The organism is Roseivivax sp. THAF197b, from assembly GCF_009363255.1.
In the GTDB taxonomy this organism is placed as follows: Bacteria; Pseudomonadota; Alphaproteobacteria; order Rhodobacterales; family Rhodobacteraceae; genus Roseivivax.
Genome location: NZ_CP045319.1, coordinates 147,811 through 167,692 on the forward strand (window position 1 = coordinate 147,811; position 19,882 = coordinate 167,692).

Genomic DNA, 19,882 nt, shown 5'->3' on the forward strand with positions numbered 1-19,882 from the left:
ATCCTCATCACTCAGCGTCCCGGTCGAACGACATGGCGTTCGATCTCGAGCCTGTAGGTTCCCCGCCCGCGCCACGCGCGACGGATGTTCTTTTCCAGCTCCCGCAGGCGTGTACGGGCCTCTGCCGCATCCTCGCCGGGCCGCAGCGTGTAGCTCAGCCGCAGGTAGGAGCGCTGCCGCGCGATCTGTCCGACCAGACCGTCAATGGCCTGATCGAGCGCGGGCAGCGCTTCGGACTGGCCGGGCTGGAAGGCCTGATGCGTCAGGTCGATCCGCACGAGTTTGCCCAGCTGCACACCGAAGTTCAGCCGGGTCATCTTGCCTGCCGTGACCCGGACATTGCGCGGGTTCTCTGTGGTCACGCGGAAGCCTGTCGGCAAGCTGCGCGGATCGAGCTTGAGCTGGAAGTTCGACCCGATATCGCGCGGAAGCGCGGCACAGGGGACGCTGAAGCGCCCGTATTCATCGGTCGTGATGATCGTTCCGTCCGGTGTGACGACACGGGCCAGCGGCATGCCGGGCTCGCTCGTATCGGGGCGCAGCGGCTCGGACGACATCTTCCCGCCCTTGCCTGTCTTGCCACCGGGCAGCACATCGTCGCGATAGATCGGCTCCGGCAGCGTTCCGGGACCGTCCTGATAGCCGTTTCCGTTCCGGTCATGGAAGACCTTGCCGATGATGTCGGCGCAGTCGAAGACGTGCTCCGGCTCGATGGACACGCTGGCCCTGGCGATATTCGACAGGATGCGTCCGCTATTGTGCTCGATCCATGTCTCGTTGACGCGTTCCCCGAAGTTTCCGGTCTGCGCCACCCGGGCCGAGAAGGTCACGGGGATCGTGGCCCCCGCCAGGAGATCCGTGGTCCATGTCAGGCGACCGCCTGCAACGACGGGCTCCTGCGCGGCACCGTTCACCCGCGCGCTGCCGGGCGTGTAGATGATGCCCGGCGGCAGGTCGTCGACGATGCGTGCGTCGATGTAGTCGTTCTGCGTGTCGTTCCGGAAGGTCAGGGTGTAGTTGATCGTCTCGCCAAAGACGGCCGTGCGGCGATCGGCGGTTTTCGTTGCGATCACGTCATTCACCCCGGCGCAGCCCTCGAAGGGGATGTTCACGTTGATGACGAACGGATCGCCCGCTTCGATCACGAAGGTCTGGGTGAAGGGGTTCGCCGCCGCACTGAAATCCGCCAGGACCCCGGTATTGCCCTGCTCCGGGGAGCCGAGCGCTGCCGGATTGGCCGGAAGAAGCGACGTCACATCCAATGGCCCACCGGACAGGCGCGTCGTGGAGGGCGCCCCTGCCGAGGGGTCCGTGAAAGTCACGGTATAGGTTCCCGGTGCACTGACCTGGAACTGGTAATACCCAAGGGAGCCATCCTCGACGACCGTGATCGGACCGGTCGTGCCGATGCCTGTCTGGGCACTGCCGCCACCGCTGACCGTGACGAGGCCGCCGGTCAGAATTCGCCCGTCATCCTCGCAATAGAGGTAGCCCGTGGGATCGTAATCGTTCCAATCCGGCACGCCGTCATTGTCCCGGTCTCCGGTTTCGAGGAAGTCGGGAATGCCATCCCCGTCCGTGTCGGTCGTCTGCACGAGCGCCTGCGCTTCGGTCGGCGTCGGCAGATCCTCGGAGGTGATCGCGGCCGTGTTGGGCGCGCCGGGTTGTCCGGGTGCCGTCGAATAGACCAGCGTCAGCGTGACGATGCCGGTCTCCCCCGGCGACAGGCGCGCATCTCCGCCGATCAGCCCGGTATCGCCCGTACCGTCGAAACCCGGATTGGGCTGCGCGTCAGGGCCGAAGCCCGCGACCGTGATATCCAGCGGGTAGGTATCGGCCAGCAAGAGCGCCGGCGCGAGGAAGGCCTCCAGATCGTCGTCGATCTGGATTTCCGACTGGGTGACATTGCCGGTATTGGTCGCCGTGAAGGTGAATGTCACCCGCTCCACGGTCGGGAACAGCAGCTCGGGCTGGCTCGCCTCCTTGGTCAGATCGAATGCCGGGAGCGGCACGATCGCACCGACAGTCGGATCGTCGATGCCCGTGCCATCATCGTCCGAGACATCTTGCAACGTCCCGCCCAGCGGCGTTCTTGCCGCTGCGGTCGCGCTGTTCAGCACGCCGCCCGCATCCAGATCGGCCTGGGTGAGCGTCGCGGTGACGGTATAGGTGGCCGTCTCGCCGGGCGACAACGTGCCTTCCGCCGACGGCGGCGTGCCATCCGTACCCACGAAGACGACGCTCAGCGCGCGCGGATCATCGCCCGCGAGCGTGGTCATCTCGTCCGTGACCGTGATGTCATTGAGCGTGATATTCCCGGTATTCTCCACCGTGATGTCGAAGGATACAGGCTCGCCCGCTGCGGTCCCGATCTCGTCCAGCGTCTTGATCACTTCAAGGGACGGGCTGGGCGCTACGGTGATCACGGTCGGATCGGCGCTGGTATTGCCGTCGGTGAAATCATCATCCGCGGACAGATCGCTAACCGGCGTGCCATCGGCCGCCACGCCGCGGACCAATGCGGTGTTGCTCAGACCGCCCGCATCCACATCCTGCTGCGTCAGCACATGGGTGACACGCCATATGGCCTCGTCACCCGGCGACAAGGTGGCGGGCACCGACACTGTCGTGACATCCACATCAAGCAGCGTGCCGTCGGTCCGTGTCAGCGTATCGGTCACGCTGATATCGCTCAGATCGAGGTTGCCCGTATTGGTCGCGACGATCTCGAAGACAACGGAATCGCCCGGCCTCGTTCCCGGTTCGATCACGCTCTTGATCACGGTCACGCCGGGCTCCGATGCCGGAACGAAGATGGTTGGATCGTCGGTCTGGTTGCCATCCGTATCATCGCCATCGTCGGAGATGTCCCGAACAGGCGCACCACCGGGACCCGTTGCGGTGACCGTCACCTGATTGGTCAGGCCACCGGTATTGAGATCCGACTGCGTGAGTGTCCGCTCGGCGGTGTAGACCCAGGTCTCCCCGACATCGAGAAGACCGTTACCATCGTCGCCGGATGCCAGCGCGAAGGGCGCATCGAGGCTGACCGGATCATTGTTTCCATCGGTCATGACATCGGTCACGACGACATTCTCAAGCGTGACATTGCCTGTATTCGCGACGTCCAGGCGGTAGCGCACCTGGTTCCCCGCCACGGAGATCGTTCCGGGCAGCAGGACCTTGGTGGCCTCAAGTGCTGCAATCTGGGCCGGACCGTTTGTGGTGATGCTGTCGCTCGCCGTGGTCGGAACACCGCCCGGCGCGAACCCGGTCACGGACGCCGTATTCTCCTGCGATCCGTCATCGACCATGTCTTGCGTCACGACGGTCGTGAGGCTGCAGGCGCGGTTCGTCACACCCGGCGCGAGGCTCGGGATGATGCACGAGAAATCCGGATCCAGCGGGTCCGTCACGGTGAGATCGGTCAACGTGACATTGCCGGTGTTTTCCACCGCAAAGAGATATGTCAGCGCTGTGCCGACCCCGCCGAAGGGCGAGGGTGTCGCGGTCTTCGTCAGGCTCAGACCCGGATCCGCGGCAGGCAGGGCGACCGGCAGCGACACTTCGTCGAGAACAGCATTGCCCTGCGGATCGACGGCCCGGCCCGAGGCGACATTGACCAGCGATCCGGTATCGAGATCGGCCTGTGTCACGATGTAATCACCGGTGCAGACCAGTTGCGCGCCGGGCGCCAAAGCATCGCTCACGCAGGTGAAATCGTCGATCAACGGATCGCGCACGACGACATTCTCGAGCGTCTGATTGCCCGTATTGGTCGCCGTGACCGTGAAGGTCAGCTCGTGCCCTGCGCCGCTGACGGGCAGCGGTGCCGCACTTTTGGCCAGCGTCAATGCGGGGGCCAGCGCCCCATCGACGCGCACAACGTCGGGCTGGGACAGAACGGTCGTATCATCCGCACCGAAGGTCGTCTCCGCGAAGGCCTCGTTCGTGATGAAGCCACGGTCGAGATCCTCCTGGGTCACAGGGATCTGCGCCTCACAGGTCACCGTCTCGCCCGGGATGAAATCCGGATCGCTGGCGCTCGGAGCGAAGCAGGGGATCTGGCCGGTCAGCGTGTCGTTGACCAAAACAGGCTGCGCAAAGGCGCGTGTGCCGGTATTGGTCACCACGAACGTGTAGGGGATGACATCGCCCACGGCGTTGAAATCGGTGACTTCCGCGACTTTCTCGATGCCCAGCGACGGTATGCCCTCATTCGGCACGAGCGCATCGTCCAGCAGGGACGACGTCGTGCCATCGGTGGCGAAGGCCACGTTGGTCACGCTGCCGAGGTCCACATCCGTCGCTGTCACGGTGTAGGTGCCGGTGCAGGTATATGTCTCCTCCGGGGCCAGCCCGTCATCGGGGAAGGCCTCGCAGGTCAGGTCCGCCGGATCGATCAGCGTGTCGACGATCGTCACCGGTTCGGTCACGGTCACATTGCCCGTGTTCGTCGTGATGAAGGTGTATTCGATGACCGCGCCGGTCACGAAGTCTTCCGCCGGGGTGTCCTGCGCGATCTTTTCAAGCGTCAGCTCGGAGACCTGCGTGGCGGTGATGGTGATCGCCGACGGATCCGAGGTCTGATCGTCGAGCGCGGCCGTGGCCGTATTCGTGATCTGGCCTTCATCGATATCGGCCTGCGTCACGCTCAGCGTCGCGGTGCATGTCAGCGTCGCGTCAGGCGCAAGACCCGTCGCCGGAACCGCCTCACAGACCGGCGCGACGCCGCGCTCCGCCAGGATCGGATCGTCGATCTCAACCGTGCCGAAGAGCGTGATGTTGCCCGTATTCGTGACGGTGAAGAGATACGGGATCGTCGTGCCGATAGTATCGAAGCTTGCCGGTGCATCCACTCCAAGCTCTTTGAGGAGCGCAATCGACGGGTCGGCCTCGATGACCTGCTCGGCCGGGTCGTCCAGCACATCCGTGAGCGGGCTGCCGATCGGCGGGGTGCCGATCACGGCAACGCTGTTGGACACGCCGCCCGCATCAACATCCGCCTGCGTCAGCGTATAGCTGACGAGGTAATCCGCCGTCTCGCCCGGCAACAGGACCCCAAGGCCGGAGCCAAGATCCGCCCCGGTGAAGACCGGCGCGGGCGCAGGGGTGATCGACGTTCCGTCGAGACGGCGCAGCGTCTCCTCGGTGATCGCGACATCGCTCAGGGTGACATTTCCGGTATTGGTGATCGATACCGTGAAGTCCAGAACCGCGCCAACCTCGGTCGCCGGGGTGCTGACGATCTTCGCCACGTCAATCCCCGGCATCGCGGGAATGGACACGGTGGCAGGCTCATTGCCGGTGCCGCCCGGGGCGCCGTTCCCGGAAATGTCCTGGGCCAGCGTGTCATCCGGGGACAGACCGCGCGCGATCACGTTGTTCGAGATGCCGCCCGCATCGATATCCGCCTGTGTGAGCGTGTATTCCGCCCGGTAGGTCCAGGTTTCGCCAACCGCCATGACGCCAGGTGCGCCTGTATCGCCCCCGGTCAGGACCGGCGGGTTGTCGAGGGTCAGTTCGGTGCCATCGTTGCGGCGCAGGGCCTCGATCAGGGTGATGCTGTCGAGGGTCTGGTTCCCGGTATTGGTGAGCGTGATGTCGAACCCGGCCACGTCGCCCGCGACGGGCGGGTCGCTCAACCCGGCATCGTCGAGCAGCTTCACGGCGGTGATGGCGGGAGATGCCGGATCAACGGAAACCGACACCGTGTCCGTATCGCTTAACGGGGCGCCCTCGGGGTCTTCTGCGACCACCGTCGCGGTGTTGGTCAATGTCACCTGCGCATCGATATCGTCCTGGGTCACAACATAGAAGGCGCTGAATTCCGCCACATCGCCGGGCCGCAGCACATCCCAGACCCCGTCTTCCACAGCGTCGGTGCTATCGCCCGTCGGTGCTTCATCCGCCAGCAAGGTATCACCGCCGATCGCGAGCGCGACGGTTCCGGAGGCGGAGGTGTGATCATCCGCGACCGTCACGTCGGTCAGGGTCTGATTGCCCGCATTGGTGACGCGGTAGCTGTAGCTGAGCGTCGTGCCGACCGTGACGTCGCCCGTCTCCGACGGGATCTTTTCGAGGATCAGCGCGGGTGCCGCCGTGACGGGCAGCGTCAGCATGGCGGTTTCACCCCCGGGCACGTCCGGAAGGGCAGCCTGATCCGAGAAGGCCCGCGCGAGATTGGTCAGCTCGCCTGAATCCACGTCGTCCTGCGTGACGATGTAGTCGGCGGTGCAGGTCAGCAATGCGCCCGGTGCCAGGCCGCCCGCAGGCAGTGTCGGGCAGGACACTTCGTCGATCTTGTCGTCGGTCACCGAAATCGGCGTGGTCAGCGTGACGTTCCCGACATTCGTGACGGCGTAGCTGTAGGTGATGACCTCTCCGGCCTCGGTAACCGCGGCGGTATCGGCGGACTTTTCGAGTGCCACCTCCGGTGCGGCATCGGGCCCGCGTGCGGTCACGTCGCCCACACCGGTGACGACAGCCGCATCGGGCGCGGCACTGGTGCCGGTGGCCGTGGCCGTGTTCACGAAAGAGCCGAAGCCATCGCCCGGTTCGCCATCGATATCGGCCTGGGTCACCGTGTAGGTGACCGTGCAGAGCGTGTCTGTCTCACCCGGGGCAAGCGTGCCCACATCGCAGGTGGCAGGCACCACCGGCAGATCGTCGGTGATCGAGATGTCGTCGACCGTGACATTGCCATCATTGGTCACGGCAATCAGGAAATCGACGGTATCGCCCACTTCCGTGAAGACGGGCTGACCGCCTGCCGGTGTCGGCGTCACGGATTTGACGACGGTCAGGACCGGCGCGGGCGTCGCGAGCGGAACCTCGGCACTGTCCTCGTCCTCCACATCCGCGCCCGTCGGATCGAAGCCGCGGACTGCGCCTGTATTGGTCAGGCTCTGCGCGTCGAAATTGGCCTGTGTGACCGTATAGGTCCCGGTGCAGATCAGCGCCGCATCGGGTGCCAGCGCAACATTCGCAGGCGCTGCGACCTCGTCCAATGTACAGGTCAGATCCGGCAACAAGGGATCCGTGATCGTCACGCCGGAGATCGTCTGGTTGCCCGTGTTGGTCGCGGTCAGCGTGAATTCGATCACATCACCGGTCGTCGCGGCCGCCGGTGCATCGCTCAGAACCTTTTCCAGTTCGAGCGCGGGCTCAGCGTCCGCCGACACCGTCTTGACGGCGGGGTTGGAGCTGACCGGGCGCTCATTGGGCGTTCCGGGGGCGAAGACTGTGTTGGCCACCGCCTCGTTGGTGACAAAGCCCGCGTCCAGGTCCTCCTGCGTGACGGGATAGACCGCCTCGCAGGTGAAGCTTTCGCCAACACCGAACACACCTTCGGAGGCCGGACGGCACGGGAAAGGCGCGTCGAAACGATCATCCGTGATTGTGATGTCCTGATCGAACGCGACGCTGGAGTTATTGGTCAACGTGTAGGTGTAGGTGATTTCGTCGTCTGCTTCCGCGTAGGTCACATCGGACGGATCGCTGTCCTTGACGAGCGTCAGGGCCGGCTGGGCATTCACCGGATAGATCGCATCATCCGCCGGGGAGACGACAGGCGCGTCGTCGAAGGTGCCGTTCGCCGTGGCGATGTTGTTGACGGAGCCGAGCGCGATGTCTCCGTCGAGGATCGTGTACTGCGCCGAGCAGGTCAGTTCTGCGTCGGGCAGGAACAAACCGCCTGCCGGAGCCTCGCACGAGACCGCATCGATCAGGCTGTCATCGACGGAGATCGGCCCGTCGACGGTGACGTTGCCCGTATTCGTGATAGTAAACGTGTAGTCGAGCACCGTGCCGGGGTTGAACGTGTCCGGCGTCGCGGAGACCAATTCCTTGGTGATGCTCATCTCCGGCGTCTGGATCGCGGTGACTGTGACGCTGTCCTCGTCCGAGATGACCGGGGTACCGTCATAGACCGTATTTCCGGTGGCCACGTTGGTCACTTCGCCCGCATTCAGGTCGGCTTGGGTGACGTCGTAGCTATGGGTGCAGGTCACGGAGCCGCCGGGCGCAAGCGGTCCGGTGTCACAGGGCAGATCGTCACCGATCCGGTCGTCATCCACGGTGAACGGCCCGTCCAGCGTGACATTTCCGCTGTTCGTGATCGTGAAATCGTAGCTGATCGTGTCTCCGACCGTATCAAAGGTGCCGGCAGACTGCGCCGAAAGGGCCTTGGCCACATCAAGTGCCGGGCTCTGGGTGGCGGGGACCGTCACGCCGTTGCTGGCCGCCGTGGCGGTGACCTCGGTCGGAGCGCCGGGTGCTTCCGGAACCACGGGCTGCGTCACGCTCGCATCTGCGGTGTTGACCACTTCCCCCGCATCGAGATCGTCCTGCGACACGACATAGCTGCCGGAACAGGTGAGCGACGCGCCCACCGCAAGCGGCGGCGCATCACAGACAATCGCGCTTTGCGTTTCGATCAGGGGATCGCTGACCGAAATCGGCGCTGTGATCGTGATATTGCCCGTATTGGTGACGGTGAAGCTGTAATTCAGCGTATCGCCCACAGCGCTGAACGGGTTCGGACCGGAGTCGAGCGCCTTTACCACCGCGATCTGCGGTGCGCCTGCCACTGTGACGAGGGTCGGATCGTCCTGACCCGTGCCGTCATCGTCCGAGACGTCGGATACCGGTCCATCCTGCGGATCGGTGGCGTTGACCGTCACCTGGTTCTCGACGCCGCCCGCATCGATGTCGTCCTGCGTCAGCGCATATGTCGCGCGGTATTCCCAGATCTCACCAACCTCGATCGCGCCAGCAACGCCGCCATCCCCGGAAACCAGGCTCGGCGTCAGGCTCAGCGGTGTGCCATCGCGACGCTGGAAATCCTCATCCAGCGTGACGGAATCTAGCGTCACATTGCCCGTATTCTCGACATTGATGACGAAGGTGATCGTGTCGCCCACTTGCGTCGGCGTCTGGAGCCCGCTGGTGATCGCCGTCTTCACGACCTCCAAGGCGCCATTCGTCGGAATGGGTGTTTCGGTCGGCGCATCGCTGTTCGCATCTTCGCCGCTCAGATCATCGGTCGGCGTTCGGTCCGGTCCCTCGGCCGATGCCGTGGCGGAGTTCTCGACCAGACCGGCATCGATATCGGCCTGGGTCAGGGCATAGGTGGCCGTGAAGATCACCGGCGCGGCGCCCACGGCGATATCCGGGCCATCGCCGTCGCCATCGATATCAGCCCCACCGGACGACAGCGTTGGCACAGGCGCGGTCCCTGCCCCGCCGAAGCCCGTTTCCGTAACGCTGGCATCAAACAAGGTGACGTTGCCGGTATTCTCGACATTGTAGGTATAGCTGATCAGGTCACCCACGCTCGCAATGCCATCCGCCCCGAGATCGAGGGAGGAGGTCTTCACAAGGGTCAGAGCCGGGGCGCGCGTCAAAGGCGTCTCTGTCGGATTGTCCCCGGCGGGGTTCGTGCCATCGTCGGACACATCGCTTGTCGGGGTGCCGTTCGGGCCTTCGCTTTCCGCGAGCACGGTGTTGCTCAGACCACCATCGTCGATCGCCTCCTGCGTGACGGTCGCCTCAGCCGTGTAGGTCCAGACCTCGTCCACATCGAGGAACCCGTCGCCATCCGTGTCGCCTGTGCTGAATTGCGGCAGCGTGCTCAGCGTCTGGGCTGTGCCTTCGGCTGTGGTGAGCGTGTCCGTGAGCACTGGCGGATCGAGCGTGACCGTGCCGGTATTCTCGACGGTGATCGTGTAGGTCACGGTATCGCCGGGCACCGGCGGCGCCGAGAGCGATGCCGCGGCGGTCTTCACCACCTGAAGGCTTGGCAGTTCGGTAAAGGTCGTCTCGGTCGGCGTGTCGTTGTCATTCGCGGAACCAGACGGATCGCTCACGGGCTGGCCTGCGGGATCATCCGCACTCGCCGTCGCCTGGTTGGTCACGCCGCCCGCATCCACATCTTCCTGGGTCAGGACGTAGGTGGCGGTGAAGGTGATCGTTTCACCAACCGCAACATCGAGAACCGCGTTGCCATCGAGATCCGAGCCGCCCGACGCATAGGCCGGTACGGGCAGTGTTCCGGTACCGGTGAACGACGTCGCAGCCTCGGTCACCGTCGCATCGAACAGCGTCGCGTTGCCGGTATTCGTGATGACGTAGGTGTAGGTGATGCTGTCGCCCGCCTCGACGCGGCCATCACCGCCGTCGTCAACGGATGCGGATTTCACCAGCGCCAGAGCCGGATCCCGCGCGATGGGCACCTCGACGGGCGCATCGATGCTGTCGGTGACCTCCTGATCCTGCGGATCGGTCGCCACGGCGGAGACGGTATTCTCGATACCGCCCGCATCGAGCGCCTGCTGGTCGACATCGAAGCTCGCCGCGTAGATCCAGGTCTCACCGACCTCGAACACGCCGTCCCCGTCATCGCCGGAGGCCAGCGTCGGTTCGGATGTCAGGCTCAGCGCCTCGCCGTCGGCATCCGTCAGCACATCGGTCAGAACAGGCGCGCTCAGAGTGACGTTGCCGGTGTTTTCCACCGAGATCTCGAACGTGATGGTCTGCCCAAGTTCGACCGGATCGGTGAGGGCCGTATCATCTGCCGTTTTCGCGATCTCCAGCGCCGGGGCGAGACCGAGCGGCGTCTTTGTTGGCACATCGTCGTCATTGGCCGCGCCAGAGAGGTCGGTCACCGGCTGACCTTCGGGATCATTGGCACTGGCCGTGGCCTGGTTTGTCACGCCGCCCGCATCCACATCTTCCTGGGTCAGGACATAGGTGGCGGTGAAGGTCACCGTCTCCCCGACCGCAACATCGAGAACCGCGTTGCCATCGAGATCCGTGCCGCCCGACGCATAGGCCGGGACGGGCAGTGTTCCGGTGCCGGTGAACGACGTCGCAGCCTCGGTCACCGCCGCATCGAACAGCGTCGCGTTCCCGGTATTCGTGATGACGTAGGTATAGGTGATCTCGTCCCCGACATCCGCACGGCCATCGCCGCCGTCATCGAGCGTGGACGATTTCACCAGCGCCAGCGCAGGCGCGCGATCGATCGGAACAACGACCGGCTGCGGGAGATCGCCAGTGACAGGGCTGTTTTGCGGATCCTGAGCCGTGGCGGAAACGGTATTCTCAATACCGCCCGCATCGAGCGCCTGCTGATCGACCTCGAAGCGCGCGGTATAGGTCCAGATCTCGTCGACCTCCAACGCGTTGTCGCCGTCGTCACCGCTTGTCAGCTGCGGTTGCTGGCTCAAGGTCAGCACGTCGCCATTGGCGTCGGTCAGGGTGTCGGTCAGAACCGGCGCGGTCAGCGTGACGTTGCCCGCATTCTCGACGGTGATGGTGAAGACGATTTCCTGCCCAAGTGCCACCGGATCGGTCAGGGCCGTATCGTCCGCGACCTTCGTCAGAACCAGTTCCGGCGCCTTGGTAATGGGCGACACGGCTTCATCCGCTGTATCCGACGCGGGGCCGCTCGCGCCCGGGCCGGTTCCCGTCACGCTCGCGCTGTTGGTGATATCCGCCTGCGCGTCGAGATCCTCTTGAGTGACCGTGTAGGTTGACGTGAAGGTCACGATGTCACCGGGTGCAAGGCTGCTCCAGATGCCATCATCGGGGGTGGCATCGGTCGACGTGCCGATCTCGTCCACATCGGAGCTCAGCGTGTCGCCCCCGACCGTCAGAGCCTGCGTGCCGTTCGCGGCACTGTGCTGGTCCGAGACCGTCACATCCGCCAGCGTCACGTTGCCGGTATTCTCCACGGTATAGGTGTACGTGATGACCTGCCCTGCGGTGACACCGCTTGTGACATCCGCCGCCTTGGTCAACAAAACACCCGGCTCCTGGCTGGCCGGGATCGACAGGGTGTCGCTGGCCGGGTCAGGTACTTCGTCACTGGTGGCGGTGGCGGTATTGGTCATGGCGCCGCCGTCCAGATCGGATTGTTCGACCCGGTCCGTGGCGGTGCAGCTGTAAAACTCCGAAGGCGCGATCCCACCGGCGGGCAGGCCGCTGCAGACAAAAGTCCCGATGCGGTCATCGGTGATCTCAGGCTCTTCGAAGAGCGTCACATTGCCGATATTGGCGATGGTGTAGCGATAGGTGACAAGTTCGTTCCACGTGTCGATTTCCGACGTGGTCGATTCCTTGACGAGCGAGAAGCGCGGCTCGCGGTCGGGGCCCTGAACGAAGACCGCGCCATCATCCGTGGCCTCGTCCAGCGCCGGATTGAGGGGCGTTGCCACCCCTGTCGCGACGTTTTCGAAACCCGCATACACCGTGGAGCCATCGGAGCTCGCGGCATCGATGTCGGCTTGCGTGACCGTGTAGACGAATTCGCAGGTGCTGTCGCTTTCGCCCGGCGCAAGCGTGCCGATGGTGCAGCTGACCGGCGAGACGGGCAGGCTGTCGGTGATCGTCGTGCTGGCTTGCGTGACATTGCCGGTATTGGTGACCGTGATCGCGAAGGTCAGCGGTTGGCCGGGATCGGTAAAGGCAGGCTGACCGCTCGCGGGTGCGGGCTCGATGGTCTTGACCACGTTGATGGACGAGATCGGCGTCACCAGCGGCTGATCGACCGTGTCGGTGCCGCTGATCGTGTCGCCCTGCGGATCGGTCCCCGTGGCGTCAGCGGTGTTGGTCAGGCTCTGGTTATCGATATCGGCCTGCGTCACCGTATAGGTGCCGGTGCAAAGCAGGGTCTCACCGGGCGCGAGCACGACATTCGCAGGCGCGGCCGCACCGCCGATGGTGCAGGTCAGATCCGGGATCAGCGTGTCGGACACGGCAATCCCCGAGATCGTCTGGTTGCCGTCATTGGTCGTGGAAATCTCGTAGGTCAGCACATCGTCGACGCGGGCCACGTTGCCCGTCAGCGCGGTGGTCATTTGCTTGTCGACGGTCAGCACTTCCTGCTGGTCAGCCGTGATCGTCTCGGATGCGTTGGGCGAGCGCACCATGGTCGCGGGCCCGGCGGGAGCATAGATCGTGTTCGCCGTCGCGTTGTTGGTCAGCTCGCCATTATCGAGATCGTCCTGCGTAATGAGATAAGGCACGTCACAGACATGCGTCTCACCCGGTGCAAAGACGGGAACGGTGCCGCCAGCCGCCGCGCGGCAAGGCAGCGTGCCCATCACGTCATCCTCGATCGTGATCGCGTCCGATAGTGCGACATTTCCTGAATTCTCCACCGTGAACCGGTAGGTGATGACATCACCGACCGTGTCATAGGGCAGGTTCGTGGGCAGCGCCGCTTTCGTCAGCGAGAGGGCGGGGTCCGCATCCACCGGGTAGATCGCCTCGTCGCTGGGCGATTGCACCGGATTGCCATCGAAGACCCCCGTGGCGAAGACCACGTTTGTCGAGGAACCCAGATCGATATCGTTCTGCGTGACGATATGCTCGGCCGTACAGGTCAGCGTGTCCCCGGGCGCCAGCTCGCCCCCCGGGACGGCCGGACAGACCGGCGTCACGAGGTTGTCTGTCAGGGTAATCGGCGCATCGATGGTCACAGTGCCATCGTTGGTGACGACGATGGTGTAGCTCAGCGTATCGCCCACGGTGAAGAAACCGGGGTTATCCGTGCCCGTGAAGGTCTTTTCCACGGCAAGGGAGGGATCCTGCACGGCGTTGATGGTCACGCTGGCGGGCTGGCTTTGAACCGGGCTGCCGTCGAAGACCGTGTCGGCCGTGGCCACGTTGGTCACCTCGCCCGCATCGAGATCGTCCTGCTCCGCGACCCAGTCATCTTCGCAGATGACCTGCGCACCGGGTGCCAGCGGCGTGGCGGTACAGGTCAGCGTCCCGGGGATCTTGTCGTCATCGACCGTGATCGGCGCGGTCGTCGTGACATTGCCGATATTCGTGACCACGTATTCGAAGGTCACGACGTCGCCCACATTGTCGAAACTGGAAGCACTGGTGCTTTTGACGCGCTTCGCGATCCGCAGCGCGGGCTGCTGATCCACGGTCACGGTCTCGGTGTCGTCGTCGCTTGCTGTCACGGTCGTGGGATCGCCGGGCGCGCGCGGAATGACGGCCTGCGTGACCTCCGCATCCGCGAGGTTTTCGACGAAGCCGCGGTCAAGATCGACCTGAGTGACCCGGTATTCGCCGGTACACGTATACGTCGCCCCCGGCGCCACGCCGCCCGCAGGCAGCGTCGGGCAATCCACGTTCGGGATGAGCGGATCGGTGACGGTGATGTCGGAGGTCAGGGTGATATTGCCCGTGTTGGTGACCACGAAATCATATGTCAGGGTCTGGCCCACGCTTTCGAGCGTCCCGGCAAAGGTGCTTTGCTTGTCGAGCGAGATCGCAGGCACCTGTGCCGGGCCCGCGACGGTTTCCGTATCACTCGCGCTGACCGGTGTGCCCAGAACGTTGGACGCGCCCGTGACGGTCACGGTGTTCGAGAAGCTGCCCGCATCCACATCCGCCTGATCGAAGGTCTTCGTCACGCTCAGCGGCGTCATGCCGTCCGCGCAAAGCGTCGTGCGGTCGCCCGGAAGAAGGTCCGGAAGCGCGCAGGAAAATGCCGGATCGGCGTCCGAGATCGACAAACCACTCAGGGTCACGTTGCCGGTATTGGTGACCGTGAAGCTGAAGGTTTCCGTATCGCCAACGGACCCGTAAAGGCCGTCGGTCGACACCTTGTCCACGGTCAGCGCGGCATTCTCGGCAGGGCCTTCAACGACGACCGTATCGGATTGCCCGGGAGGCGGCGTAACACCGGTCGGCGCATCGGCGGTCACATCTGCGGTGTTCGTGATCTCACCCGCGTCGAGATCCGGCTGCGTGATCGTGTAGCTCGCGGTGCAGCTGAGATCGGTGGCACCCGGCGCGATCGCCGGGATGGTACAGCTGACGGGAGCGCCGAAGAACGGGTCCGAGACCGAGACATCGGTCAGCGTCACATTGCCGGTGTTGGTCACGGCGAAGGTGAAGTCGACCACCTCGCCCACGGCGGAGAAGCTCGGATCGGCCTGCTTGTCGAATGTGAAGGACGCGGTGCGCGCGGGGCCTGTCACGGTCGCGGTGTCGGAGAGCGGGCCGACATCCGGCGACGACACGCTGCCGGTATTCGCCACCTGGCCTGCATCGATATCGTCCTGCGTCACGGTATGCGTGTAGGTGCAGGACGTATCGGTCACACCGGGCGCGAGCGTGGGGATCAGGCAGGAATAGCCGGGATCGAGCGAATCCGTGACCGTAATGCTGGTCAGCGTCTGGGTGCCGGTATTCTCGACCGAGAATGTATAGAGGATCGTGTCGCCCACAGCGTCGAACGTGCTGCGATCGGCGTCCTTGGAAAAGCTCAGCGCCTTCGTGGCGTCGGCGGGATCGATAAGGGCCGTGCTGCTGCTCGTCTGGGTCAGCTGCGCGCCGCGCGCCGGGACCGCAACCGCCGTGGCGGTGTTCGGGATCTCTTCGGCGTCCACATCGGCTTGAAGAACGGTGTAGCTGGCCGTCGGGCAGTTGGCCGTGGCGCCCGGTGCAATATCCGACAGGACACAGGAGAAGCCGGGGATCAGCGGGTCGCTCACGGTGACATCGGTCAGAGTCACGTTGCCCGTATTCGTCACGCTGAAATCATAGCTGAGCGACTGGCCGACCGTATTGAACTGCACCGGGCCGGTCTTCGTGAAGGTCATGGCGGGGGTCGCATCGACCGGCACGCTTGCGCTGCTCGCGTTGGAGCGGATGGTGACGGTGGTGCCGTTCTCGGTGAAGGGCACACTTGCCGTTGCCGTATTATCGACCTGGCCCGCATCGAGTTCGGCCTGCGTGATACCCACCCGCGTTCCGGTGCAGTCAAAGCTGTCGCCGGGATTGAACTCCGCCGGTTGCGCGGAGCAATTCGCAGGCGATGTCAGCGCCGGGTCGGTGATGGAGATCGGCTGACCTGCCGCGAGGACTTGCGTGTTGCCGGTATTCTCGACCGTGAAACGATAGGTGATCGTATCGCCGGTCGCGGAGACACTGGCGGTGTCCGCGCTCTTGGTGAGGGTGATCTCCGGATTGCGATCGGGCGCGATCTGCGCGCTGTCTTCGGCGGAGCGCGTCGGACCCGCGATGGCTTCTGCCGTGTTCACCACACGCCCTGCAAGAATGTCGTCGTCGGTCAGGGTGTAGTTTTCGGTACATTGCACCGTCTCGCCGACATCCAAGGGCAACGGGGCACAGGTGAAAAGCCCGATCTTGTCGTCATCAATGGTAATCGCGGGCACGCCGGTCGAGGCCTGCGTCAGGGTCACGTTGCCGGTATTGGTGACATCGAACGTGTAGGTGACGACGCGGCCGGTGGCGAAATCCGCCGCGGCCACGACGGGCGCGGTCTTTTCGAGGCCGAGCGCCGGGTTCTGGTCTGCGCTCACCGTGACCGTGTCGCTGTTGCTGCTGACCGGTTCGGCCGGAGCTCCTACCCCCGTCGCGGTGGCACTTGCAATGTTGGTGACGGAGCCTGCATCGAGGTCCGGTTGCGTCACCACGTAATCATCGGACGTACAGGTCACCGAGGCACCGGGCGCGATCTCGGTCGCGGCACAGGTCACGTTGACCTTGTCATCGGTGACGGCGAGCGTGTTCAGCGTCACGTTGCCGGTATTGGTCAGGATATAATCGTAGGTGAGGACGTCGCCGACCGTGTCGAACCGCGTGGCGGATCCGGCATTCAGGCGCTTGTCGAGGGTCAGACCGGTGGTCCGAACGGCGGGCACGAGCGCGTCGTCGCTGTCCGATGCGCTCAGCGCGCCCACGGTCGCCGAGAGCGATGCGGTGTTGGGCACCTCGCCCCGGTCGAGATCGTCCTGCGTGACCGCGTAGGTCGCGGTACAGGTCACCGAATTGCCCGGCTCGATGCTGCCTGCGGGACAGACCGCACCCCCGGTCAGCGTGTCCGTGATCGCAGGTTCCGGCAGGGTCACGTTGCCCGTGTTGCTGACCAGGAACTCGTACTGGATCACGTCACCGACCGCATTGTAATCCGCTGTAATCGCGGTTTTTTCCAGGGTCAGGTCAAGCGTCGGCGTATCACCCGGCACGCTTTCGCTGTCTGTCTCTGAAAGGTCCGTGCCATCCGGGGCGGTTGCCGTCGCCGTCGCCGTGTTGTCGATCGTATAGGCGGGATCGGCCGCCACGGAATTCACATCCGCCTGCGTGACCGTATAGCTGCCGGAGCAGGTGAAATCGTCACCGGGCGCGAGATCGGGAACCGTGCAGACGAGCCCCGGCAACAGCGGGTCGTCGATTTCGACCTCGGACAGCGTGACGTTGCCATCGTTCCGCACGAGGAAGTCGTAATCGATCGTATCGCCTGCACCGCCGAAGGACGTGGCCGATGTGGATTTGTCGAAGAACAGGACCGGGTTGGCGGTCGGTCCGGTCAGCGTCACCTGATCGCTCAATTGGCCAAGCGTGCCGAAATCCGGCACGCCTTCGGCTATGGCGATATTGGTCACAAATCCTCGGTCGACGTCCGCCTGCGTCGTCGTATAGGTCGCGGTACAGGTACTCGTATCCGGCGCGGGAGAGCCGCTCGGGCGGTCAAGGATGACCGTGTCCGCGCAAGTAACAGTCCCGATCTGGTCGTCTTCGACGGAAAGCTGCCGGATCGGCACCGAGCCAATATTCGCAATCTCGTATTCGAACGTAACCACTTCGCCCGGAGCGGTGAAGCTTGACGCATCGGCGGTCTTCTCGAGGGTATAGCCCGGCGCGACCGTCACGATATCCTGATTGCCCAGCGACGGCCCGCGACGGAAATCCCAGTAATTGTCGTTGGGGTCGTCGTCGAATACCTGCGTCACGGTCTGGCCCGTGGCGAGGATGTTGTTCAGAAGTGCGGGATTGCCGGAGGAGAACCAGCCGGTATTGAACGTGTTGTTGCCGAAGCCGGTCGTGAAACCGAAGCTCTGCGTGCCGTCATTGTTGGTGATTTCCGTCGTAAGCCCCGACCAGCTGCCGACATTGAAGCCGTTGATGATCAGCGAGATGTCGTTCTGATCAAATCCACCAGGCTGCGTATCGCCATCGAACGCACTGAAGCGGATGTAGATCTGCGAGAGACCACCGCCGAAATAGTCGGTGCAGCTCGAGAACCCGCAATCCAGCGAGATGGGATCGTTGATCGTGAAGGGGTTGCCCCTGAAAGCGGCAGGCTGACCGTTATTCTGGAAGCCAACGAAGGCACCGTCAGGATCCGAAAACTGATAATAGAGGTTGCCGTTCACGCCCTGCAGCACGATCGCGACGCCGCCCGCATCCGGATAATCATCCGGCAAAACGATGGAGGTTCCGGGAACGGTTGACGTGAAGGGCGTGGCGCCAGCCAGGGTGCCTGCAAACGCAAACCAAACCATGCTCAAAAGCCGGACGGCCCGCTTAAATTTCGGACTCATTAAAAGGGCCTTCCCGAAATACGATTCCCATCAATATTCGTACGGTCGGGATGTCCGCCGCGCCACATGGAGACGGTGGAAGTTGATTCTTGTGCCCTTTTAGCAACGCCGATAAAACGATTATTTTTCAAATATTTAAGATTTCTTGCCTATTTTCTGAACACGTTTAATGGGCGATTTGCCGCCAAGTCACGTTGCCGTGTTCAAATGGGCGCAGCAGCGTGTCCGCCTCCTGTCTCGAATTCGCCAAACACCGAGAGACGCGGCAAGAATTAGGCGATTGCCTTCTGCGCACGGCTCATCTGCGTCATATCACACATGCCGCGCCTTGCGTTTCAGGGCGTTCGGAACAATTTAAGCGCAAACATTCTGCAATCGTCCGCCATTCGACAACATGGTCGGCCTCCGACGAACGGGCCCCTCTTCATGCACATTCGGTCATTTTCCGCTTTCGCGATCCTGTCCTTCATCACGTTGTTCGCCGCACCGGTCGCAGCGCAGGACGATGAAGCCCCGCCGACGGAGGTCGTCAGGCCCGCGAAGCTGATGACCCTGAATGCAGAGCAGGCCATGCTGCGCAGGGATTTCTTCGGGCGCGTCACCGCGAAGGAAACCGTGGACCTCGCCTTTCAGGTCAGCGGCCAGATCGAACAATTCCCGGTCTCCGAGGGCGAAAGCTACGATGCGGGCGCGCTTCTGGCGCAGCTCGACCTGCAGCCACTCGAACGGAGCGTCAGCCAGGCGCAGGTGAACCTCAACAAGGCGCAGCGCGATCTCGATCGCCTTCAGAACCTCTCGAGCGCCAATGTCGCGGAGGTTCAAATCCAGGATGCCCGCACGCAACGCGATATCGCGCGCATCGCGCTTGAGAATGCCGAGGAACAGCTGGCCGACGCGACCCTGCGCGCGCCCTTCGATGCGCTCATCGTCCGCAGGCTGGCCGCGGCTTTCTCCACCGTCTCCGCCGGAACGCCGGTCGTGCGTCTGTCGGACATGTCGGAGATCCGCGTCGATATCGATGTGCCCGAAATTCTGTTTCGCCGCGCACAATCCACCGATGACGTGCGCTTCCTCGCGAGCCTGCCCGACACGGACGAGACCTATCCGCTCGTCGTGCGTGAATTCGAGGCCGAGACGGCTGATGTCGCCCAGACCTTCCGCGTGACTCTCGCCTTCACCGAAACACCGGGCGCCTTCGTTCTGCCCGGCGCATCCGTGACCGTGACGGCCGAGGCCCGCGAAGGGGATCAGACCCGGATGCAGATCCCCGAGACCGCGCTGGTCTACAGCGCCGACCGGACCCCGTCGATCATGGTCTTCGAGCCCTCGGGCGATGATCCGAATGTCGGATCGGTCCGTCAGACACCCGTCGAGATCGAGATCGGCGATGACGGCCGTGTCGGTATCGTCGACGGGCCCGCATCCGGCACGGAAATCGTCAGCGCGGGGGCGGCCATGTTGCAGGACGGCCAGCGCGTGCGGCGATTCACCGGGATCGGGGAGTAAAC

General features: G+C 63.8%; 2 protein-coding genes. One reads left to right on the forward strand and one right to left on the reverse strand.

Translation table 11 applies throughout. The features are described from left to right. Nucleotides 1-11: 11 nt before the first annotated feature. Nucleotides 12-18,335 carry a DUF11 domain-containing protein gene (locus FIV09_RS18905; RefSeq protein WP_172975798.1) on the reverse strand — a complete coding sequence of 6,108 codons (18,324 nt, stop codon included), beginning with the start codon at nucleotides 18,333-18,335 and terminating at the stop codon, nucleotides 12-14. A gap of 465 nt (nucleotides 18,336-18,800) precedes the next feature. Here FIV09_RS18905 and FIV09_RS18910 point away from each other — a divergent pair, with 465 nt between their 5' ends. Continuing rightward, the gene (locus tag FIV09_RS18910) at nucleotides 18,801-19,880 is read left to right on the forward strand and encodes an efflux RND transporter periplasmic adaptor subunit (protein WP_172975799.1); all 1,080 of its coding nucleotides are present in this window, start codon (nucleotides 18,801-18,803) and stop codon (nucleotides 19,878-19,880) included. The last annotated feature ends 2 nt before the right edge of the window (nucleotides 19,881-19,882 follow it).